The sequence below is a fragment of the Candidatus Palauibacter soopunensis genome (assembly GCF_947581735.1).
Lineage (GTDB): Bacteria > Gemmatimonadota > Gemmatimonadetes > Palauibacterales > Palauibacteraceae > Palauibacter > Palauibacter soopunensis.
Window position 1 is genome coordinate 111488 of the sequence record NZ_CANPVT010000007.1, and the last position, 18274, is coordinate 129761.

The 18274-nt window shown below is 69.5% G+C and carries 21 protein-coding genes; 9 read left to right on the top strand and 12 right to left on the bottom strand.

Features of this window, described 5'->3' with window-relative positions:
* Positions 1-62 precede the first annotated feature (62 nt).
* Genes RN901_RS03730 through RN901_RS03745 form a run of 4 tightly spaced genes read right to left on the bottom strand, consistent with a single transcriptional unit; the run spans position 63 to position 2927 of the window.
* The gene (locus RN901_RS03730; RefSeq protein ID WP_310756078.1) at positions 63-1421 is read right to left on the bottom strand and encodes a TolC family protein; all 1359 of its coding nucleotides are present in this window, start codon (positions 1419-1421) and stop codon (positions 63-65) included.
* 44 nt (positions 1422-1465) lie between these two features.
* Complete coding sequence (locus tag RN901_RS03735; RefSeq protein WP_310756080.1) at positions 1466-1921, bottom strand: hypothetical protein; 456 nt, start codon at positions 1919-1921, stop codon at positions 1466-1468.
* Between the two features lie 27 nt (positions 1922-1948).
* Positions 1949-2353: a hypothetical protein gene (locus RN901_RS03740; protein ID WP_310756082.1), complete on the bottom strand. Its 405-nt coding sequence runs from the start codon at positions 2351-2353 to the stop codon at positions 1949-1951.
* Positions 2346-2927 carry an RNA polymerase sigma factor gene (locus RN901_RS03745; protein ID WP_310756084.1) on the bottom strand — a complete coding sequence of 194 codons (582 nt, stop codon included), beginning with the start codon at positions 2925-2927 and terminating at the stop codon, positions 2346-2348. Before RN901_RS03745 ends, RN901_RS03740 begins: the two co-directional genes overlap by 8 nt.
* A 278-nt stretch (positions 2928-3205) precedes the next feature.
* On the opposite strand from RN901_RS03745, the gene RN901_RS03750 reads away from it, so the two are divergent.
* From RN901_RS03750 to RN901_RS03765, 4 genes are read left to right on the top strand one after another with little or no spacing between them, the layout of a single operon-like run.
* Positions 3206-3655 (top strand): hypothetical protein, encoded by a 450-nt coding sequence (locus tag RN901_RS03750; protein ID WP_310756086.1) that lies wholly within the window; start codon positions 3206-3208, stop codon positions 3653-3655.
* 40 nt (positions 3656-3695) lie between these two features.
* Positions 3696-4427, top strand: coding sequence for an electron transfer flavoprotein subunit beta/FixA family protein (locus RN901_RS03755; protein ID WP_310756088.1), 732 nt, complete (start codon positions 3696-3698; stop codon positions 4425-4427).
* A complete protein-coding gene (locus tag RN901_RS03760) occupies positions 4427-5410 on the top strand; it encodes an electron transfer flavoprotein subunit alpha/FixB family protein (protein ID WP_310756090.1) in 984 nt (327 codons plus the stop codon). Before RN901_RS03755 ends, RN901_RS03760 begins: the two co-directional genes overlap by 1 nt.
* A gap of 36 nt (positions 5411-5446) precedes the next feature.
* The gene (locus tag RN901_RS03765; RefSeq protein WP_310756092.1) at positions 5447-6487 is read left to right on the top strand and encodes an XdhC family protein; all 1041 of its coding nucleotides are present in this window, start codon (positions 5447-5449) and stop codon (positions 6485-6487) included.
* A gap of 28 nt (positions 6488-6515) precedes the next feature.
* On the opposite strand, the gene RN901_RS03770 is transcribed toward RN901_RS03765, so the two are convergent.
* The gene (locus RN901_RS03770) at positions 6516-7631 is read right to left on the bottom strand and encodes an alanine racemase (protein ID WP_310756094.1); all 1116 of its coding nucleotides are present in this window, start codon (positions 7629-7631) and stop codon (positions 6516-6518) included.
* 163 nt (positions 7632-7794) lie between these two features.
* Here RN901_RS03770 and RN901_RS03775 point away from each other — a divergent pair, with 163 nt between their 5' ends.
* The 4 genes from RN901_RS03775 to RN901_RS03790 all read left to right on the top strand — a co-directional run bounded on the left by RN901_RS03775 (position 7795) and on the right by RN901_RS03790 (position 10854).
* Complete coding sequence (locus RN901_RS03775; RefSeq protein ID WP_310756096.1) at positions 7795-8310, top strand: sigma-70 family RNA polymerase sigma factor; 516 nt, start codon at positions 7795-7797, stop codon at positions 8308-8310.
* On the top strand, positions 8307-8948 hold the full coding sequence (locus tag RN901_RS03780; RefSeq protein WP_310756098.1) for an isoamylase early set domain-containing protein: 642 nt from the start codon (positions 8307-8309) through the stop codon (positions 8946-8948). The genes RN901_RS03775 and RN901_RS03780 overlap by 4 nt, the downstream gene beginning before the upstream one ends.
* A gap of 14 nt (positions 8949-8962) precedes the next feature.
* Positions 8963-9700, top strand: a complete 738-nt coding sequence (locus RN901_RS03785; protein WP_310756100.1) for a hypothetical protein — start codon at positions 8963-8965, stop codon at positions 9698-9700.
* An 86-nt stretch (positions 9701-9786) separates the two neighbouring features.
* Entirely contained in the window at positions 9787-10854 is a 1068-nt protein-coding gene (locus RN901_RS03790; RefSeq protein ID WP_310756102.1) for a beta-ketoacyl-ACP synthase 3, read from the top strand.
* Positions 10855-10897: 43 nt separating this feature from the next.
* Here the strand turns inward: RN901_RS03790 and glp are convergent, their stop codons facing one another.
* Complete coding sequence (gene glp / locus RN901_RS03795; RefSeq protein ID WP_310756104.1) at positions 10898-12148, bottom strand: gephyrin-like molybdotransferase Glp; 1251 nt, start codon at positions 12146-12148, stop codon at positions 10898-10900.
* Positions 12149-12167: 19 nt separating this feature from the next.
* Positions 12168-12890 carry a hypothetical protein gene (locus RN901_RS03800; protein WP_310756106.1) on the bottom strand — a complete coding sequence of 241 codons (723 nt, stop codon included), beginning with the start codon at positions 12888-12890 and terminating at the stop codon, positions 12168-12170.
* Positions 12891-12990: 100 nt separating this feature from the next.
* Here RN901_RS03800 and RN901_RS03805 point away from each other — a divergent pair, with 100 nt between their 5' ends.
* Positions 12991-13473, top strand: a complete 483-nt coding sequence (locus tag RN901_RS03805) for a hypothetical protein (RefSeq protein WP_310756108.1) — start codon at positions 12991-12993, stop codon at positions 13471-13473.
* A 55-nt stretch (positions 13474-13528) separates the two neighbouring features.
* Here RN901_RS03805 and RN901_RS03810 read toward each other — a convergent pair whose 3' ends face one another.
* The 5 genes from RN901_RS03810 to RN901_RS03830 all read right to left on the bottom strand — a co-directional run bounded on the left by RN901_RS03810 (position 13529) and on the right by RN901_RS03830 (position 18254).
* Complete coding sequence (locus RN901_RS03810; protein WP_310756110.1) at positions 13529-15136, bottom strand: hypothetical protein; 1608 nt, start codon at positions 15134-15136, stop codon at positions 13529-13531.
* Positions 15137-15258: 122 nt separating this feature from the next.
* Positions 15259-15672 (bottom strand): DUF3224 domain-containing protein, encoded by a 414-nt coding sequence (locus tag RN901_RS03815; RefSeq protein ID WP_310756112.1) that lies wholly within the window; start codon positions 15670-15672, stop codon positions 15259-15261.
* A 37-nt stretch (positions 15673-15709) separates the two neighbouring features.
* A complete protein-coding gene (locus RN901_RS03820; protein ID WP_310756114.1) occupies positions 15710-17074 on the bottom strand; it encodes an aminotransferase class I/II-fold pyridoxal phosphate-dependent enzyme in 1365 nt (454 codons plus the stop codon).
* Between the two features lie 122 nt (positions 17075-17196).
* Positions 17197-17766, bottom strand: a complete 570-nt coding sequence (locus tag RN901_RS03825) for a tetratricopeptide repeat protein (RefSeq protein WP_310756116.1) — start codon at positions 17764-17766, stop codon at positions 17197-17199.
* A gap of 5 nt (positions 17767-17771) precedes the next feature.
* Positions 17772-18254 (bottom strand): nuclear transport factor 2 family protein, encoded by a 483-nt coding sequence (locus tag RN901_RS03830; RefSeq protein WP_310756118.1) that lies wholly within the window; start codon positions 18252-18254, stop codon positions 17772-17774.
* Between the last annotated feature and the right edge of the window lie 20 nt (positions 18255-18274).

Sequence of the window (18274 nt, forward strand, 5' to 3'; positions counted from 1 at the left end):
CGTTGAAGAGATATGCCATGCGGCGCTCGCAGCCCGGAGCAAAGCCCACGAGCTGCCAGCCGTCAGGGTTGCTGGTCGAGCCTCCGGCCGAGGAGGGCCTCGATCCCCGCGACCGCCGCCTCGTACTGGAACCGACCGCTGACGAGATCGACCTCCGCCTGCGTGAGCGTGATCTGGGCGTCCTGGAGTTCGAGAATCGTGGCCAGGCCGAGCTGGTAGCGCTCCTGTACGACTCGGAGGCTCTCTTCGCTGAGCTCGACGTTCCGCTCGGCGAGGTCCACTCCCGCGAGCGCGGACTGCGCCGTCGCATATCGTGCGTCGAGCAGCGAACTGAGATTGAGTTGCGCCGCGCGTTCGGATTGCCGGGCCTGGTCCGCCGAGGCCCGGGCGCGAAACACCTGCGTCTCGCGCTGGAACCCGTTGAAGAGGGGATAGCTCCCTCGCAGCGAAAACGACCAGGAGCGGTTGGACGGAGGGAACTCCTGGTTCGCCCAGCCGTAGCCCGCGCCGACCGTGATCGATGGCAAGTAGCTGGAGCGCGCGCTCGACACCGCCGCCTCCGCCGCCTCGACGGCCGCCGAGGCCGCCTGCAGCGCGGGAGCCGTCACATCGGCCATTGCGAACAGTTCGTCGCGGGTGAAGGGGATCGCGGCCATCGCGAGTTCCGCCTCGGCGGTCGGCCCTACGAGGGTCTCGGAGCCGATGACCTCGGTGAGCTCGAAGGTCCGCGTGCGCGCGTTGTTCTCCGCGTTGAGAAGCGCGAGCTGCGCGTTGTTGAGATCGACCTGCGAACGCAGGGAGTCGGAGCGCGTCGCCCGCCCCAGCTCCAGCTGCTGCCGGACGAATTCGAGCTGGTCCGCCTGCCGCTGGACGCGGCGTTCCTCCACGGCGACGAGTTCGAGCGCCGCGACGTTCGCCGCGTACGCCTGTTTCACCGCCTGGATGACCTGGAACTCGGCCTCGCGATAGCGGGCGTTCTGTTCGACGATTCCCAGACGGGCGCCTTTCAGGTCGGTGAACCGGCTCCAGCCGTTGAAGAGCGTGTATCCGGCGTTGATCTGAGTGGAGTAGCTCGTCGCGACGATCCCCTGGCTGAGGGCGTCGAGACGTCCCGTCGATGAGTTCGAGTAGCCAAAACTCATGTTGACCGACGGGAGGAGCTGGCCGATCGCGCTCAACTGGTTATGCTCGGCCATCTCGATCTGCGAGTAGGCCTGGAGCAACTGAGGGTTGCGGCGCAGCGCGATCTCGACCGCTTCGTCGACCGTGATCTGGCGAACGTTGTCGCTCGCCTGCACCTGCGCCGCCATCATGTTGGGCGACGCTCCCGCAATCAGGACCGCCGGCAGCAGGACGAGCCCCCATCGACGAAAACCGGCGCTCGGCCGGTCTCCGCACCCACATCTATGTCGAATGGTCATCGTTTTCCTTGCCCCGCGAGGGGCTGATTGACGTCTGTCGGTTGTCAGTTGTTTCGCTGCGGGTCGTCACGCCCCTGGGACCCCCGTTCACCGCCGCGCTCTCGCCCGTTCCCGTAGCGCTGCCGCAGCAACTCCCGATAGTCCTCACCCTGCTCCTCCGTCAGCACCGACTCGATCCGGGTCCGGACCGAGTCCATCAAGGTCCGGTAGCTCCCCCGCAACGTCCGCATCCCATCGCGGTAGTGATCGAGGAAGCTCTCGATCTGCACCCGCTGGTCGGCCGTCAAGCCCAGCTCATCGGCGAACTGCTCGATCGTCGTCTGCCGCCCGCGCGACCCGTCGTCGCGATCCCGCGTTTCGGGAGACGTCGTCTCCGCCGCCGCTTCGCCGGCGGCCTCGCCGGCGAAAAGATCGAGGCGGTCCGCCGCCACGCCGACCGCGGCGCCCGCCGCGAAGACGAGCGTCAGAAGCAGGATCGCCCGGAATCTCGAAGTGTCCATACGCACCCGGTTCGTGTCGCGTTTCAGTTACGGATTGATGAGCGCGGCGGTCAGCACCGCGTCGCGGCTCGGCTCGGCGAGGTCGATGAGCAGCGCGGGCGGGGCTTCGGCATCCGGCGCCAGCGAGCGCACCAGTCCGACCGGCGTCGGATCCGGGTCGACGACGAACTCGGGCGCGTCCGGCAGGGAGATGCGATACAACAGAACGCCGGCCGCGACGAGCAGTCCGGCGGCCAGCGGCGCGAGCGCCGCGGACCAGCTTGCCGTCACGTCGAGCCACGAGAGAGGCCGCCGTGCGAACAGCGCTTCCGCCGCGGCCATCACGTTCCGGCGCAATCGGCGCCGCGTGAGTTCGTCGGGTCGCAGGGGCTCGAGATACTCGGCCCACCCAGGCCCGCGCCCGCCGTCCCGACTCTGGTCTCTCCTATTCATCCTCATCTGCTCCTCCGGCGCCGGACGCGGGCGCTTCGCCGAGAAGGCGGCGCAACGCGTGCCTGCCGTGATGAAGGTTCGCCCTCGAAGTTCCTACGGCGATCCCGAGGATCTCCGCGATCTCTGCGTGGTCGTACCCTTCAAGGTCGTACATCATGACTGCCGTTCTCTGTCGTTCCGGAAGCTGCGCGAGCGCGCCGAGCACCCGCTCCCGGGCATACCTCCGCTCGAATTCACGATGCGGATCGTCTCGCGACGCCGCCGTGTCCGTCAGTTCCGAATGGGTCCGCAGAAGCTCACGCCGCCGGAGGTTCAGGCACGTACTCCTCAGCACGCGATAGAACCACGGACCGAAGCGGCTTCCCGGCCGCAACTGTCCGATCCGCTCGAGCGCGCGAATGAACGCGGCCTGCACCGCGTCTTCCGCGTCCTGCTCGTGGCGCAGAATCGACAACGCCACCGCGTACGCCGGGTCCGTGTATCTCGTCACGAACAGGGAAAACGCCCGCTGGTCGCCGGCCTGCACGGCCTCCACGAGGCCGGGCTCGTCCGCGCCGGGATCCGCCGGTTCCACGGGTCCGGAACCGGGACCCGTCGAATCGCCCGGCGATCCGTTACGCGTTCGCGTTTCCTTCGCCAAAGACGTCCCCATCGCTTGGGTAACACGCCCTCGATGCCGGCCGTTGCACCGGCTCCCGTCGGCGTTCGCCCCGGCGCTTGTTCCTTCACCGTGGCCGTCGCATCTTCGGCTCCGTGAACAACGAAACGCAAGCCCCGTCCGCCGCCGCCGAAACGCCCGATCGAGCCCACGCTCTGGCCGGCCGAACGCTCATCCAGGAACGCATCCGCGGCATGCGAAAAGTCGTGGGGCGAAGGCTCACGCCGGGCGACATCGTTCTCAGGAAGGCGTCTCCGGAGGTGCGGCGCCATCTCTTCGAGGAAGCGTGCGAGCTGTACTGGAACGAGATGAGCTGGGAGGAGATCACCGAAGAGGAACTCATCGGGGACGAGGAACTCACGGAGATGATCTTCCCCGGCCTGCTCGCGCTCATCGACGCGTTCCTTCCGAAGGCTCCGAACGGGGAGCCGGACAGGGACCGGGAACACCGCGATGTCGTACACGATTTCCTGGACTGGCTGGCCGCCCGGCTCGTGACCCTGCGCGAGGCGCGACCCTCCGCGGAGGACGCGCGGGCGCGGAACCTCCGCCAGAAGAACGTGACCGACTCCCTCATCGACCTCATCGCGTTTCGCGTGTGCGCACTGACTACCGACGAGATCGAGACCTACCAGAGCGCCTGACTCCACTCGAAGAACAAGACGGATGAATACAATAGTCTGCATGAAACGCGTGCCGGACTCGGCCACGCGGGTGAGAGTGACGCCCGACGGCGCGGGACTGGACCCGGCCGGCGTCAAGTACGTCGTGAACCCGTACGACGAGTTCGCGCTCGAGGATGCGATCCGCCGCAAGGAAGAGGCGGGGGAGGGGAAGGTGACGGTCGTCGCGCTCGGCCCCCCCGAGACTGCCGAATCGATCCGCCAGGCGCTCGCGATGGGGGCGGATGAGGGCGTCCTGCTCGTGTGCGAGGGTTCGCACGACGCGCTCTCCGTGGCGCGGGCGCTCGCCGACGAGGTTCGAGGCCGCGAGGTCGATCTCGTGCTGTTCGGGAAGCAGGCGATCGATGACGACAACATGCAGGTCCCGCAGATGGTGGCCGAGTTTCTCGGCCTCCCGTGCGCGACCGTCGTCGTCGGCCTCGATATCGCGGGACGGAAAGCGACGGCGCGCCGCGAGGTCGAGGGCGGTCACGAGGTCGTCGAGTTTTCGCTGCCCGCTGTCGTGTCGACGCAGAAAGGGCTGAACGAGCCGCGGTATCCGAGCCTCAAGGGGATCATGGCGGCGAAGCGAAAGCCTCTCGAGGAGCGGGAGGTGACGCTCGATGCGCCGACCATCGAATTCCTCCGCCTCGACGAACCCCCGGCGCCGGCCGCGGGCCGGATCGTCGGGGAGGGGGCGGACGCCGTGCCGGAGCTGGTGAAGGCGCTGCGCGACGAAGCGGGGGTGCTCTGATGCCCAGGGCGCTGGCGTACGCCGAAATCCGCGAAGGAACGGTGAGCCGGGCCTCGCAGGAGGCGGTCGGGCTCGCGCGACGGATCACCGCCGATGTCGGCGGAGAGACCCACGTCGTCGCGCTCGGTCCTCCCGGTACGGAGGCGGCGGCCGCGCAACTCGGCGGCTTCGGTGCCGACCGCACCTGGGTCGGTGAGTCGGAGGCGCTCGCGCTGTGTCAGCCGGACATCGCCGCCGCGGCCATCGCCCGGCTGGTCGAGGCCGGGGACTACGACGCCGTGATATTCGCGGCGACGGCCCAGGGGAGGGACATCGCGCCCCGCGTCGGCGCGCGGCTCGGGCGGAGCGTGGCCTCGGAAGTCATCGAGTGCCGGCGGGAGGACGGCGCCATCGTCGTCCGCCGGCCCATGTACGCCGGGAAAGCGATCGCGACCCTTCGCTTCACTCCGGGTCCGGCCGTGATGACGATCCGGGCCAACGTCTTCGCGCCGGCCGGGGAGGGCGCGGCGGGGGAGATGTCGAAGCTGGATCTCGAGGGCCTCGAGGGCCGGGCGCGGACGGCCGCACTGGAGCTGGGGGATCGCGACCGCCTCGACGTGAGCGAGGCAACGACGATCGTCTCGGGCGGCCGCGGGATGCAGGGGCCGGAGCACTGGCCGCTGCTCGAGGCGCTGGTGGAAGCGCTGGGCGACGAAGCGGCGCTCGGCGCGAGCCGGGCGGTGGTGGATGCGGGCTGGCGGCCGCACGGCGAGCAGGTCGGCCAGACCGGCAAGACCGTGTCGCCCAACCTGTACTTCGCGGTCGGGATCAGCGGGGCGATCCAGCACCTGGCCGGGATGCGCACGGCCAAGGTCATCGTGGCGATCAACCGCGATGCGGATGCGCCGATCTTCGGGGTGGCGGACTACGGTCTCGTCGGGGACGTGTTCGAGGTGCTGCCCGCGCTCACGGAGGCGGTTCGCGAAGCGCGCCGGGGCGACTAGCGTAGTGTCGCACGACGCGGGTCCGGATCGGCCGGCATGAGTCTCCGGGCCGTGCGCGAGGACATCGCGCGCTGGGCGGAGCGGGGCGATCCCATCGCCATGGCGACGCTCATCGCCGTGCGCCGTTCCGCCCCTCTGCCACCGGGCGCGCGGTTCGCGATCTCGGCCGCCGGGGAGCTGAGCGGCTCGATCTCGAGCGGGTGCGTGGAGGGCGACTTGCACGAACGGCTCTCCGCGCTGCTGGGCGGCGGCGCGCCGGCCTCGGTCACGTACGGGATCACCGACGAGATGGCCGCGGGCGTGGGGCTCGCCTGCGGCGGGGAGATCGACGTCCTCCTCGACCGCTACGATCCCGGCGACCCCGTCTGGCATCGCCTCTGGCAGCTCCAGGAGGCCGGCGCCCCGGGCGTCCTCCTCACCGGCGCGGCGCCGCCCACGCACTCGCGGCAACTCCTCCTCGAACCGGACCGGTCGCTGGGAACGCTCGGATCGGCCGAACTCGACCGGGCGGCCCGCTCCCGCGTAGACGATTGGCTCGGCCGATCGGACGCCCGCGTTGTCGAACTCGTGCAGGACGATCCGGACAGCCTCGTCTTCGTCGAGTCCTTCGCCCCGCCCCCGCGGCTCGTCATCGTGGGCGCAACCCCGATCGGGCATGCGCTGTGCGCCATGGCGCACCGAACCGGCTTCGAGGTCGTGGTCGTGGATCCGCGCGAGGCCTTCCTGCGGCCGGAGCGATTCTCGGATGCCGCGTCGCTCGATCCGCGCTGGCCGGACGAGGCGATGGCCGCGCTCGATCTCGACCCTCGAACCAGTGTCGTCATCCTCACGCACGACGAGAAGCTGGATGAACCCGCGCTGGAAACGGCGCTCGCCTCCCGCTGCGGCTACATCGGCCTCCTGGGCGGACGCCGGACGCAGGAGCAACGTCGAGCGGCGCTCCTCGCACGGGGGCTCGACGAGGCGGCATGCGACCGGATCCACGGTCCGGTCGGGCTGCGGATCGGCGCCCGTTCGCCCGCGCAGATCGCCGTCTCCATCCTCGCGCAGCTCATCGCCCTCGACAGAGCTCCCTGACGCCCTGACGTCGGCGCGGTGCCGCGGATCAGTCGCGCGTGCGCCGGATCTTCCAGCGGTCCACCACGCGCCGCCCCCGCACGACCTCGAAGTGATCGAAGTGCGCGACCGTGAGGCAGGCGTGATTCGGAAGGACGCGGACCTTCTCGCCGACGGCGAACCGCCCGGACAGGCGCCCGTGTTCCTGGCTCACCGAGGTCACGCGATGGTCGCCCAGTTCTCGTCCGGACGTGTCACGGAGGAGGCGGCCGTAGTGGGGCGGATCGTCCGGCCCCACATCCTTGGACAGGGCGAGCGCGCCACAGTCCGCAATCGCCCCGTCGGATCCGTCGCGCGCGGAAACGACCGTCGCAAGCACCGTGACCGCGCAGTCGCTCAGCGCGCACGATCCCAGCCGCGTCTGCGTGTAGTCGTAGAGCGCGTAGTTTCCCGGCCGGGTCTCGTCGATCCCCTCCAGCGTCTCGACTCGGCTCATTCCCGGGGTCGAACCGAGCGAGAGCACCCCCGGCTCGAGCCCTGCCGCGCGGAGCGCGCGTCCCACCTCGACCATCGCCCGTCGCTCCTCATCTGCCAGCGCGGCGATGGCGGCGGGCGAATCCGCGCCGTAGGTGTGGCCGGCGTGCGTCAGGCAGCCGCGCAGCGAGAGCCGGCCCGAGCGTGAGATGCGCCTCGCGATCTCGACCACCCGGCCACTGTCGTGCGGGACGCCGGAGCGCCCGTAGCCGCAGTCGATTTCGAGCCATGCCGAAAAGGGGACACCGGCGGCCTCGAGAGCCTCGACGGCCGTGAGGGAGTCCACCGTCACGCCCAGTTCGATGCGCCGGGAGAGCGCGGCCGCCTCGCCGATGCGGGAGAGATTGACGGGAAAGGCCCACAGGATGTCATCGAAGCCCGCCTCCGCGAAGATCCGGGCCTCCGCGAGGGTGGAAACGGCGATGCCCGACGCCCCGCGCGACCGCTGGAGTTCGGCGATCTCCACACACTTGTGCGTCTTCACGTGGGGGCGGAGCCGAACGCCGAGGGCGTCCGTGCGTTCCTGCATGGCCCGGAGGTTGTTCTCCAGGACATCGAGATCGAGGATGAGCGCCGGAGTGCGGAGACCGAACAGGTCCGGCGCGCGGGCGGCAGCGTTCCCGGCGTTCACGCCCTCAAGGTAGTTGGGAGATCACGGTTCCGCTAAGTTGGAGCCGCCGATCCCACTTTAGTGACCGCGAAGCCGTAGAGGTCGTCTTATTCACGAAGAGAAGATCTTTAGGATCGGGCCGGAAGGTCGGGTTCCCGACGATGAACCGAGCGACGCGGATGTCGTGACCGCCGTTCTGGAAGGCGATCGCGAGGCGTACGGGGTTCTCGTGCGCCGGTACAAGGACGTGCTGTACCGCTACGCGGAGCGCATGACCGGGCGCGCGGACGACGCCGCGGATATCGTGCAGCGCACGTTCATTCGCGGTTTTCGGAGCCTCGACCGCTGCCGTGACCGGGAACGGGTAGGGGGCTGGTTGTTTCGAATCGCCGTCAACCTGTGCAAGGATCAGTTGAAGGGGCGGGCACGGCGGGAGGTGTCGCTCGAGGCGGCCGGGCCGCTGACGGCGACGCGAGGTCTTCCCGAGGCGCGCGCCGAACGGGCGGAAATACGGGAGCAGATATACCGGGCCTTGCAGTCGCTGAGCGAAGAGCAGCGTGAAGCCTTTGTCCTCAAGCACGTCGAGGGCTGGTCGTACGAAGAGATGGCTGAGAGACTTGGAGCGTCGGTGTCCGCGTTGAAGATGCGCGTCCATCGGGCTCGGGATCAGTTACAGGTGCTGTTAGAGAACTACCGATGAACGACGATCTGAAGCTGTACCTGGACGGAGAAATCGACCATTCCGAACTCTCGCGGGAGCTTCGGAGGGAAGCCGAACGGTGGGATGCCCTCCTTTCGGACGTGCGGGATTCGGGGGTGCAGGGAGCTCCGGTCGGACTCGAATCGAGGGTCATGGCCGAGGTTCGCCACGAGGGGCGTCGGCCCTTGTCCGGTCTCGTGGACTGGTGGGTGCATCCCCGTTCCGTGCGCGTCCGGCCGTGGCTGGGACTCGCGGCCGCCGCGGTGCTGGCGGCGTTCTTCCTCCTGCCGCGGGAAAACGTATACACCGAGCCGGCGGGGGCGGCGACGGCGCTCGTGGGCGAAGAAGTCCACTACATGCAGTTCCATCTCGAGGCGCCCGGCGCGACGTCGGTCCACGTCGCGGGCGACTTCAACGACTGGCAGCCGGAGGTCGCGCTGGCCGATCCCTATGGGACCGGCGTATGGACCGGGCGGGTGAAGCTCCCGCCCGGCGTACACAAGTACATGTTCCTCGTGGACGGCGAGACCTGGATCACGGATCCGCACGCGGAACGGTATGTGGAGGACGGTTACGGCAACCGGAATGCCGTGATCGCCATCACGGGCGGCGCGGGCGCCCGCTCGCTGGCCCCGTAGCCCGCAGGCAGCCGGTGGCAAGAGCCGTCCTGCGCCGTTCTCCCGCGGTCGTACTCCTCGGCGCCATGCTTCTCGCGTTCGGGCCGCCGCTTGCGGGCCAGGACGCACGCGCGCGCTTCAGCCGTCATCTGGGCGCAGTCTACGCGGCGCGCACCCTTTCCGTCATCGAGGCGGGTGTCCGGGACGGACTGCCCCGAGGTCTCCTGATCGACAAGGCCATGGAGGGCGTGGCGAAGGGGATGTCTCCGGAAGTCGTCCTCGCCGCCGTCGACACGTTCGCCGCGGAGTTGCGGGATGCGGCGTCCGTCATCGGTCCGAGCGCGGCGCCAATCGCGCTCGAGAAGGCCGCGGATGCCCTTCGCCGCGGCGTAAGGCGCGAGCTTCTGATGCGGCTGGGACGTGAACGCGCCGATTTTCCGCTTCTGGTCGTCTCCCTCGAGGAGTTGCTGGACGCCGGCGTGGAACGGGATCTGGCCGAAGACCTTCTGCGCTACGCGGTGGCGGAGGAGTTCGACAGCGATGCGGTGCTCCGACTGCCCGCCAGCGTGAAACTGCTCATTCGGGAGTGCGGCGATGGTCAGCCCGAATCCTGCTGGTCGCAGGCGAGCATAAGGGAGTGCGCCCGCGTGATGCCGACGCGGCCGTGTCCGACCCGAACGCTGGCGGAGGCGGCCCGCTCGGCCGCGGCGCGGCTCCTGCTCGCCCGTTCCCCGCCTCTCCGCGGCTTGCGGATTTCCGGGGGATCGCACTAGCAGCCTTCCCGGTCTCCGCCGTATACTCTCGGACTTTCCGGCGGACGAGCCCGCCGACGCCTTGCCCACGGATGATGGAGAGGGCCTTGGCAGCCAGAGTGACCGCGGCGGTCACGGGTACCGGGAGCTACCTGCCGCCGGACAGCATCGACAACTTCGAGCTTCTCGCCATGGGTACGCTGCGCGAGTCGTTCGACATCGGGCAGGCGCGATCCGCGCTCAGGGGCGTCGAGGGCGCCAACGGGCTGTCGGCCCCCGAGGTCTTCGATCAGTGGGCGTACCAGTTGACCGGCATCAGGTCGCGTCGGCGGATCCCGCCGGGCAGCGATCTGACGACCGAGGACATGTGCGCCCGGGCGGGGCTCGCCGCGCTGGAGGCGGCCGGACGCGAGCCGGACGAGATCGACCAGCTTTACGTCGCGACCGTGTCACCGTCCGACGAAGTTCCGAACAGTGCCTGCACCGTGGCGACGAAGATCGGGAATCCGCGATTGGGAGGATTCGCGATCAACGCGGCCTGCGCCGGCTTCGTGTACGGCGTGGGGGCGGCCTGGTCGGCGATCGTCAGCGGCATGGCGGAGCGGGTCCTGGTGGTCTCGGGTGACGCCCTCACCCGGCTCGTGGACTACACGGACGTGCGGACGGCCGTGCTCTTCGGCGACGGGGCCGGCGCGGTCGTGCTCGAGCGGAGCGAAGCGGATCACGGCGTGCTCGGTCCGATGGTGGCGTCGGGCTGGTTCGCGCGCGACCCACTGTACCTCGTCGGGCAGAGCTGGCGCGAAGACGGAGACCGGATCCCGATTCTCCACATGGAAGGCGGGCCGCGGATCGTCCGCAACGCCATCGTCAAGATGGCCGAAGTGGGCGAACAGGCGCTTCACAAGGCCGGCCTCGACTGGTCCGACGTGGACTTCGTGATTCCGCACCAGGCGAACGCGCGGATCACGCAGGGTCTCGAGCAGAGGCTGGAACTCCCGAAAGGGCGCGTCGTCCACAACATCGTCGACTACGGCAACATGTCGGCCTCGACCGTCGCCGTGACGCTCGATGAAGTCGTCCGCGGAAAGCACGGACCCGTGCCGACCCCGGCCACGATCGTTCTCACCTCGATCGGGGGCGGCTACACGATGGCGGCGGCGGTCGTCCGCATCTGACGGGCCGAGCCCGGCCCGTACACCCGCCCCGCGAAACCCCGCGTCAGGCGGGACTCGCCCACTCCCTGAGCGGAATCACGTCGACGGGATCTCCGGCGCTTATCGCGTCGGTCCCGACGGGGATCGCGAGCAGCCCGTCGGCCAGCATGGACCCCAGGTTGCCCGAACCCTGCGGACCGCTCAGGCGAGCCGTGAGGACGCCGGACGCGGCGGATCCGATGAGCACGCGCAGGAACGAGAGCACATCCCGGGGGCCGCGCAGGTCGTGGGCCGCGACGCACCGCAGCGATCGCCGGCAGGGGCGCGCGAACCCCGCCATCTTGCGGATCGCCGGTCTCACAAGCGTTTCGTAGGTGACGAGCGCCGAGGCCGGATTGCCCGGGACGCCCCAGAACGGCCGGCCGCCGAGCAGCCCGAAGACGGCGGCGCTGCCGGGGCGCATCCGCACGCGCCAGAAGGATCGTTCGAAGCCGAGTTCGTCGAGTACCTGCTTTACGTAGTCGTGTTCGCCGACGCTCACGCCAGCCGCGGAGACGATCGCGTCGCAGGATTCGGCCCGCGCGAGAGAGCGGTGCAGGTCGTCGGGGTCATCCCGGGCGATGCCGAGGGGCGCGGGCTCCGCCCCGGAATCCGCGAGCTGGGCGGCCAGCGCGTACCCGTTCGAGTTCATGATCCTCCGCCTGGCCCGCACCTCGTCGAATTCATCGAAATCCGCGAGTTCGTCTCCGTTCGCGAGCACGCCGACGCGGGGTCGCCGGCCCACGTCCACCTGCTCGAGACCGGCCGTCGCGAGCAGCGCCACCGCCGCCGCCCCGAGTTCCTCGCCGCGCTCCACCATCGTGTCGCCCGCCTTCACATCCTCCCCAAGGAAACGGATGTGCCGCTCCCCGTCCGCATCGTCGAATATGCTCACGCGCCCGTCCGGACCGCCGTCCGTGTGCTCCACGCGGACGACGCCCGTAGCGCCCTCCGGCACCGGCGCCCCGGTCATCACGCGCGCCACGGAGCCGGGCTCCAGCGGTCCCCGCGGAAAGGCGCCGGCCGGGATGTCGTCGGAGATCGGGAGGACCACCGGACGGTCCGGCCTCGCGCCGCGAACCTCGTCGATTCGCACGGCGAATCCGTCCATGGCGCTGTTGTCCCACGGCGGGTGCGGGGCGACGGCTTCCACGTCGTGTGCGAGTGCGCGGCCGAGAGCGGCGGAGATCGGAACCCGTTCCGTCTCCAGCGGCGACACGGCGTCCAGCACGAGAGCGAGGGCCTCGTCGAAGGAGATCCAGTCCGCATCACTCATATGCGCCCGCAGCCGGAGGCTAGAAGTAGTACCAGATGGAGATGCTGAACTCCGGATTGTGGCCCCACACGGAACCCCGCGGCGCCGGCGCTCCGGAGGCCTCGAACAGATCCAGCGTGGTTCCGAAGAGGAATCCGTCCGGGGACGTCACGCGGACCAGGTAGTCACGGGCCTCGAAGCCGATCCCGATCGTCTCCGCCGGAAAGATCTCGAACCCCAGCCCCACGAAAATGTGCGGAGCCGTGGAGATGTCGTAGCGGAAGGGTTCGAGCGCCTGGTCGGCGAGGAACTCGGAGGCGCCTTCGTCGACCCCGAACACGAAACCGCCGCCGATGAGCCCGTAGGGGTGGATCCCGTTCCACGTCCGCGCTCCGGTGAGACCGATCTGCGCGCCGAGATCGGCCCGCAGCCACCCCGCGGCGACGGTGTCGACGACCATCGGTCCTGCCGCGTCGAGGACATCCAGCGTCCAGCGGTCCGCCGCCCCGTACGTGGCTCCAAGCTCGATGGAAAGGGGACTCGAAGCCCGGACGCGCATTCTGGCGCCCCACACGGGGGTCGGTCCCTGCGCGAACTCGAGCCGCCCGCGGTTCCCCGCGTGGTGGCCTCCGAACAGGCCCACGCGGAAGCCCTTCTCGCGCCAGCGAAACGGTGAATCGATGCGTTCGGCCTGCGCCTCGAGCGTCGCCGGGACTCCGGCGAGCAGGGCGAGTCCGACGACGAAGATCAGTCTGTTTGACACTGGATGGACGCGAATTCCATATCTTGGGTGAGTCGGATCTCGAACGGGAACGGCCCCGTCTCACAAATCCCGCGACGGGGCGGCGGCGCGAGGAATGTAGGTGGAGGACCGGATCCTTACCAGAAAAACGTCTCGTCGCCGTCGCCTGCGACGCCGGCTGCTCCTGTCGGTCGTCCTCGCGTGTGCGTACGCGCCGCCCCCCGCGGCCGCCCAGGTGCGCGAAGTCGTGATCGACGGCGATACAGTCGGTGTCGACGCCGGCGTCCTGACTGGCGTCTCGGCCGCCGCGCTGCGCGCGAACCCGGATGAGTATGCCGGGGCGCGCCTCCGCTGGACCGTCCGGTTCCTGTCGCTGGAACGGGCGGAACCGGAGCGGATCGACTTCTACGAGGGGGAACCCTTCCTGCTCGCCCGCGCCCCCGATCCCGGGGACGGTCTGATCTACGTCGCCGTCCCGCCGGAACTGGTGGCGGCGGCGGAAACACTCCGGCCCCTCCAGACCCTCGACATGCTCGTGAGGGTCCGGACGGGCCGGTCGGCGCTATTGAGGGTCCCCATACTGGATCTGCTCGCGCTCTACTGAGCCGGATCCCGTCCCGGACCCCTTCGCGGCGGGGTCCGGTGGGTGGGGGAGGTCGCTACCGGTTCCCCTGGTTTCCCTCGCTCTCGGCCTCGTTCAGGAAGGCTTCGGCCTCCATGAGGCCGGCGTGCCCGAGACCGTTCCACAGATTCGCGACCTTCGCGTACGCCGCGGCGGCGAGGACCGCGTCGCCGTTGGCGGCGTGCGCCCGGGCGAGGCCGAGGAGCGAACGCGGCCGGTTGGGCATCCGCAGCAACGACGTCTCGAACTTCTCGACCGCCTTGTCGGGCATCCCGAGTTCGAGCAGCAGCTCGCCGTAGAGTTCGTGCAGCGGCTTGACCGGGCTCGCGGAGCCCCGCGGCGGCGCCATGCTCATGACCTCCGCCTCCGCCTCGTCCATGAGGCCGGTCGCCACGTCCGGATGGCCCATGGCGGCGTGCCGGAGCGCCCCGACCTGCTTGTGCATGACGTGGGTGTAGCCCTCGCCGTCCGACAGTTCCTTCAGGGCGGCCTCCGCCTCGGTGACGGTCGCCTGGTCGCCCATGCGGTGGGCGCTGAGGCCCGTCGCCAGCAGTTCGTGCGCTGGGGAGTCTTCCGTGATCGGCTGAGTCTCCCACTGCTCGGTCTCGACGATGTAGCGCGCCTTGAGGAGCGAGACGGCGCCCTGCGCCCGTGCGATGCCGGCCGCGCCGCGCGCCCCGCCCGTCGTCGCGAAGCCCTCGTTGTCGACCATGTCCGCGAGCCGGTCCATCCACAGCCGCGCCTTCTCGTAGTCGCCGCGCTGGAGGTCGCCGTACTGCCCCCAGTCGAGCGAGTGCACCGCGTCGCCCACCGCGTCACCGGGCTGCCACAACTCCTGCGCCACGTCGTAGGCCGACTGGTTGTTGCCGGACACGCGTTCCCACATCCCGTGCTGGATGAAGATGTGCGTCGGCATGTGCCGGGCGTGGGAAACCGCCGGCGCGATGTCCGCGAAGGCATAGGCCGCGTCCAGCGCGAGCGGGGCCATGATCGGATTGTCGAAGGAGTGGATCGTGTAGTGCGCCGCGCCGGGATGCAGCGGATTGGCGTTGAACAGCCGTAGCGCGATCGCCCCCGCCATCACGTTCCAGCGCTGGCTCAGGTCGCGCGTCGCCGACGTCGCGCTGAGGAGGGAAAGGGCGTAGAAGGCCGCGATCTCCGAGTCTTCCGGATAGGCCTCGTACAGGTCTCTCATCGCCTCCATGTAGCCCACGCGCCGGTCGACGTGGTCCTGTTCGCTCCACAGGATCTCGACCGCCTTCAGGAAGCCCTTCTCCCGATCCGTCGGTGCCTTCGCAAGCCGCTCGGCCGGCGTCGCGCCCAGCCTCTCCAGCGCCTTGCGCGGCTCGGTCGGGTCCATCTGCGAGACGAGCGGGTGGTTGTAGGCGAGCGACTCGCCCCAGTAGGCCATCGCGAAGTCGGGATCCAGTTCCTGCGCTGCGTGGAACTGCTCCCGCGCCTGCTTCCAGCCGAAGCTGTGCAGGATCGCCACGCCCCGGAGGAAGTGCTCCTGGGCCTCGCCGGTGGCGGACGTCGGGAAGGTGATCGATCCGACCTCGTCGAACTGCGCCTCGACCTGCGCGGGAACCGTCGACAGCATCGCGCCGAGGAGGAACGCCGGAAGCATCGGGAACCATCTTTTCATCGTACTATCCCTCTCAGGAAGAAACGCCGGTCTGCCTCGGCCGGCATTGCACTGAAGTTACGGTGCCAAAACCGGAAGCGGGCGGCAAGGTGTCACGCCGAGTCACGGTGTCTCCCGCCGCCTCACGCGTCCGGAAGTTCGTAGTCGATCGTCAGCGTGTGCGCTCCGTCGCCGTCGACGGCGATCTCGACGGAACCCGTGAGTCCCTTCAGATCGCCGGTCGCCGAGCCCGGCACGATCTGTCCACCTGTCTGCTCGCGGCCACTCGCGCTCAGCCCCCAGTGCTGCATCACGAACGTGCCCTCCCGTCCGCCGAGCGCTCCCCGCACGACCTCGCGCGCGATGTAGCCCGCTCCCGCGGTGATATCCGCCACATCCGCCTGACACATGAGGAGCCGGGCCTCGCTCTCGGCCGCGAGGTCCCCGCTGAACCGCTTCAGGACGGTGGCGTGCGAGAGGGTCGGCCCCCCGTCGCCGGACTCGGGCTCACCCTGGTCCCACCCGGTGACCTCGAAGGAGGCAACCGCGCGCGCCATGCCGGATCTCTGTGACCGGGTTGCCGCCGGGCCCTCGCTAGAGCTCGGCGACGGCGCTGGACAGGTTGTCGAGGGCGCGCTTCACGAGCGTGCGCGAGGTCGCGATGTTCATCCGCATGTGCCTCTCGCCGCCGGTCCCGTAGCTGGGCCCGTTGTTGAGATAGATGCGCGCGTTCTCGGCCAGCCAGCGCTGCAGGACGCTCTCCGGCGACACCGGCTGCGCCGCGGTCCGGTTCTCGTAGTCCGCCTTCCCCTGCGCGTCGATCCTGTCCATCAGGTCGCCCATGTCGAGCCAGGCGAGGAAGGTGCCCTGCGCCTTCGTGTACGTCACGCCGGGCACGTTGTCGCGGATGTAGGTCTCGGCGAGGTCGTGGTTGCCGTCGAGGTAGACGAGAAGCTGGTCGAGCCATTCGTCCCCTTCGTCGTTGGCGGCGCGGGCGGCGACCATGCCGATCGTGCTCAGGTCGGCCCGCGTGTACTGGCGCAGGCGGGTCATGAAGGCGGGGTTGGTCGAGAAGTACCAGGCGACCTTGTTGGCGGCGAGGCTGAACGTCTTGCTGTTGGATTTGAAGGTGACGCTGTTGTCGACGACCTTCGGATCGAGGCTGGCGAACGGCGTGTACTTCTGTCCCTTCGTCACGAAATCGCAGTGGATCTCGTCGGAGAGCACCGGCACGCCGTGCTCGAGACAGATCTCGCCCATGCGCGTCATGTCTTCCGCCGACCAGCAGTTTCCGGTCGGGTTCTGCGGGTTGCAGAGGATGAAGGCGTGAACCCGCTGCACGCGGCGCTCGAAGTCGTCCCAGTCTATCTCGTAGACGCCGTCGACGACCTTCATCTCGCTGTCCTCGGCGACGTTCCGCGCGAAGCGCAGGTCCGAGTAGAAGCCGTTGTAGGTCGGCGTCGTCATGAGGACCCGGCTGCCGGGAGGGGCGAAGGTGTGCAGTCCCGCGATGATTCCGGGGTGGACGCCGCTGGTCCAGACGATCGTCGATGGGTCGATGTCCAGATCGTAACGGCGCTGGTTCCAGGCCACGACCGCGTCGGTGAACGAACTGTCGCGGTGCTGGTAGCCCCAGTTCTCATGCGCGGCGCGCTCGGCGATCGCCTTGGTGATGCAGGGCGCGGCGCGGAAGTCCATGTCGGCGATGCCCATGCCGACCTCGAGCTCCGGGCCGAACTGCTCGATCGCGCGGTCCCACTTGACGCAGTCGGTCCCGCGCCGGTCGTAGACCTCGTCGAAGTCGAACTCCTCGGGGACGGCGCCGAGCCCGGCACGGGCGACATCGGCCGCCGCCACCTCGCTCGCGAGCGCCGAACGCGCGCCGACGGCGCCCAGAACGGCGGTGGCTCCTGTGCTCTTGAGAAACGCCCGACGGTTCAGACCGTGATTCCGCAGCATTTGCACGCCCTCCTCGGAACTTTCCCTCGCGGCGGATCGAGACCGCCAATCCGAATCAGGGTGGTCGAAACGTCCGGTTCTGGCAAGACGGAGGGGCGTCGGGCGTCGCCCCCGGCGGGCTGTCAGCCGAGCCGTTCGAGGTGGGCCGCGCTCTCGGACACGCCGGCCGCGACGCCGGCCCGGCCGTACAGCTCGCCGGCCTCGCGCCACAGCGTCCGGGCCTCACCGGCCTCGCCCAGCGCCTCGCACAGGATGGCCGCGGGCCGCACGGCATTGGCCACATCGAGCGGCGGGGCGTCCGGGTCCGCCCGGTACACGGTCAGCGCCTCCGCATAGCACCGGCCCGCCGCCCCGAGATCGCCCAGTTTCCGGAGGACATCCCCCAGGTGGCGCACGGTGTGGGCGAGGACGAGCGGGTCGTCCCCCCGCCGGCAGAGCGGGACGGCTTCGAGGTACAGCTGGAGGGCGGCATCGAGCCGTCCCAGGTCGCGTTCGACGTTTGCCTGTCCGTGAAGGGCGCGGGCGAGCGCGAGCGGATCCCCGCCGAAGCGGGCGAGCGCCACGGCCGCCTTCATGTGCCGCATCGCCTCGTCCGGCCGGTCCTCGCGCCGCGCGGCCATCCCCCGCCGGATGAGCGACTCGACGGCGTCGCGGGGCGCGTCTCCGCTTGCCGGGGGAGTCGTGTCGGACATGGCTGCTACCCTCCGCGAGGAACCGGAGCCGAGGAGTGGCCGCTGAGGATGCGCCAGCCTCCGGTCTCGTGCGCCCAGATCAACGTCACGGCTCCGCCGAAACCGAAGGCGGACCCGTCGGCGCCCGTGAAGGTGCTCTCGAAGCGTGCGCGGACGTGTGCGAGTCCCGGCGCCAGCGGTTCGATGTCCGTATCGGAGTACTCCGTCGTGATCTGCGTCCCCTGGCCGAGGGCCTCCAGGGCGGCGCGCACGTCGTCGGCCGACTCGTAACGCAGTTCCCCATTCTCGTAGAAGCGGAACGCGGGCGAGTCCGAGTAGAAGTCGCCGACGGCCTCCCAGTCGGCCGCCGTCCCGAGGTCTCGGAACTCCCGCATCGCCGCCGCCACGCTGTCGCGGATCGCGGCGGCGTGTGTCTCCGTCAACGGCGCGGCGTCGGTCCCGCACCCCAGGCCCACCCATGCCGTGAGGCACAAGCAGAACTTCGTCACGTTCGTCATATTCCTTCGAT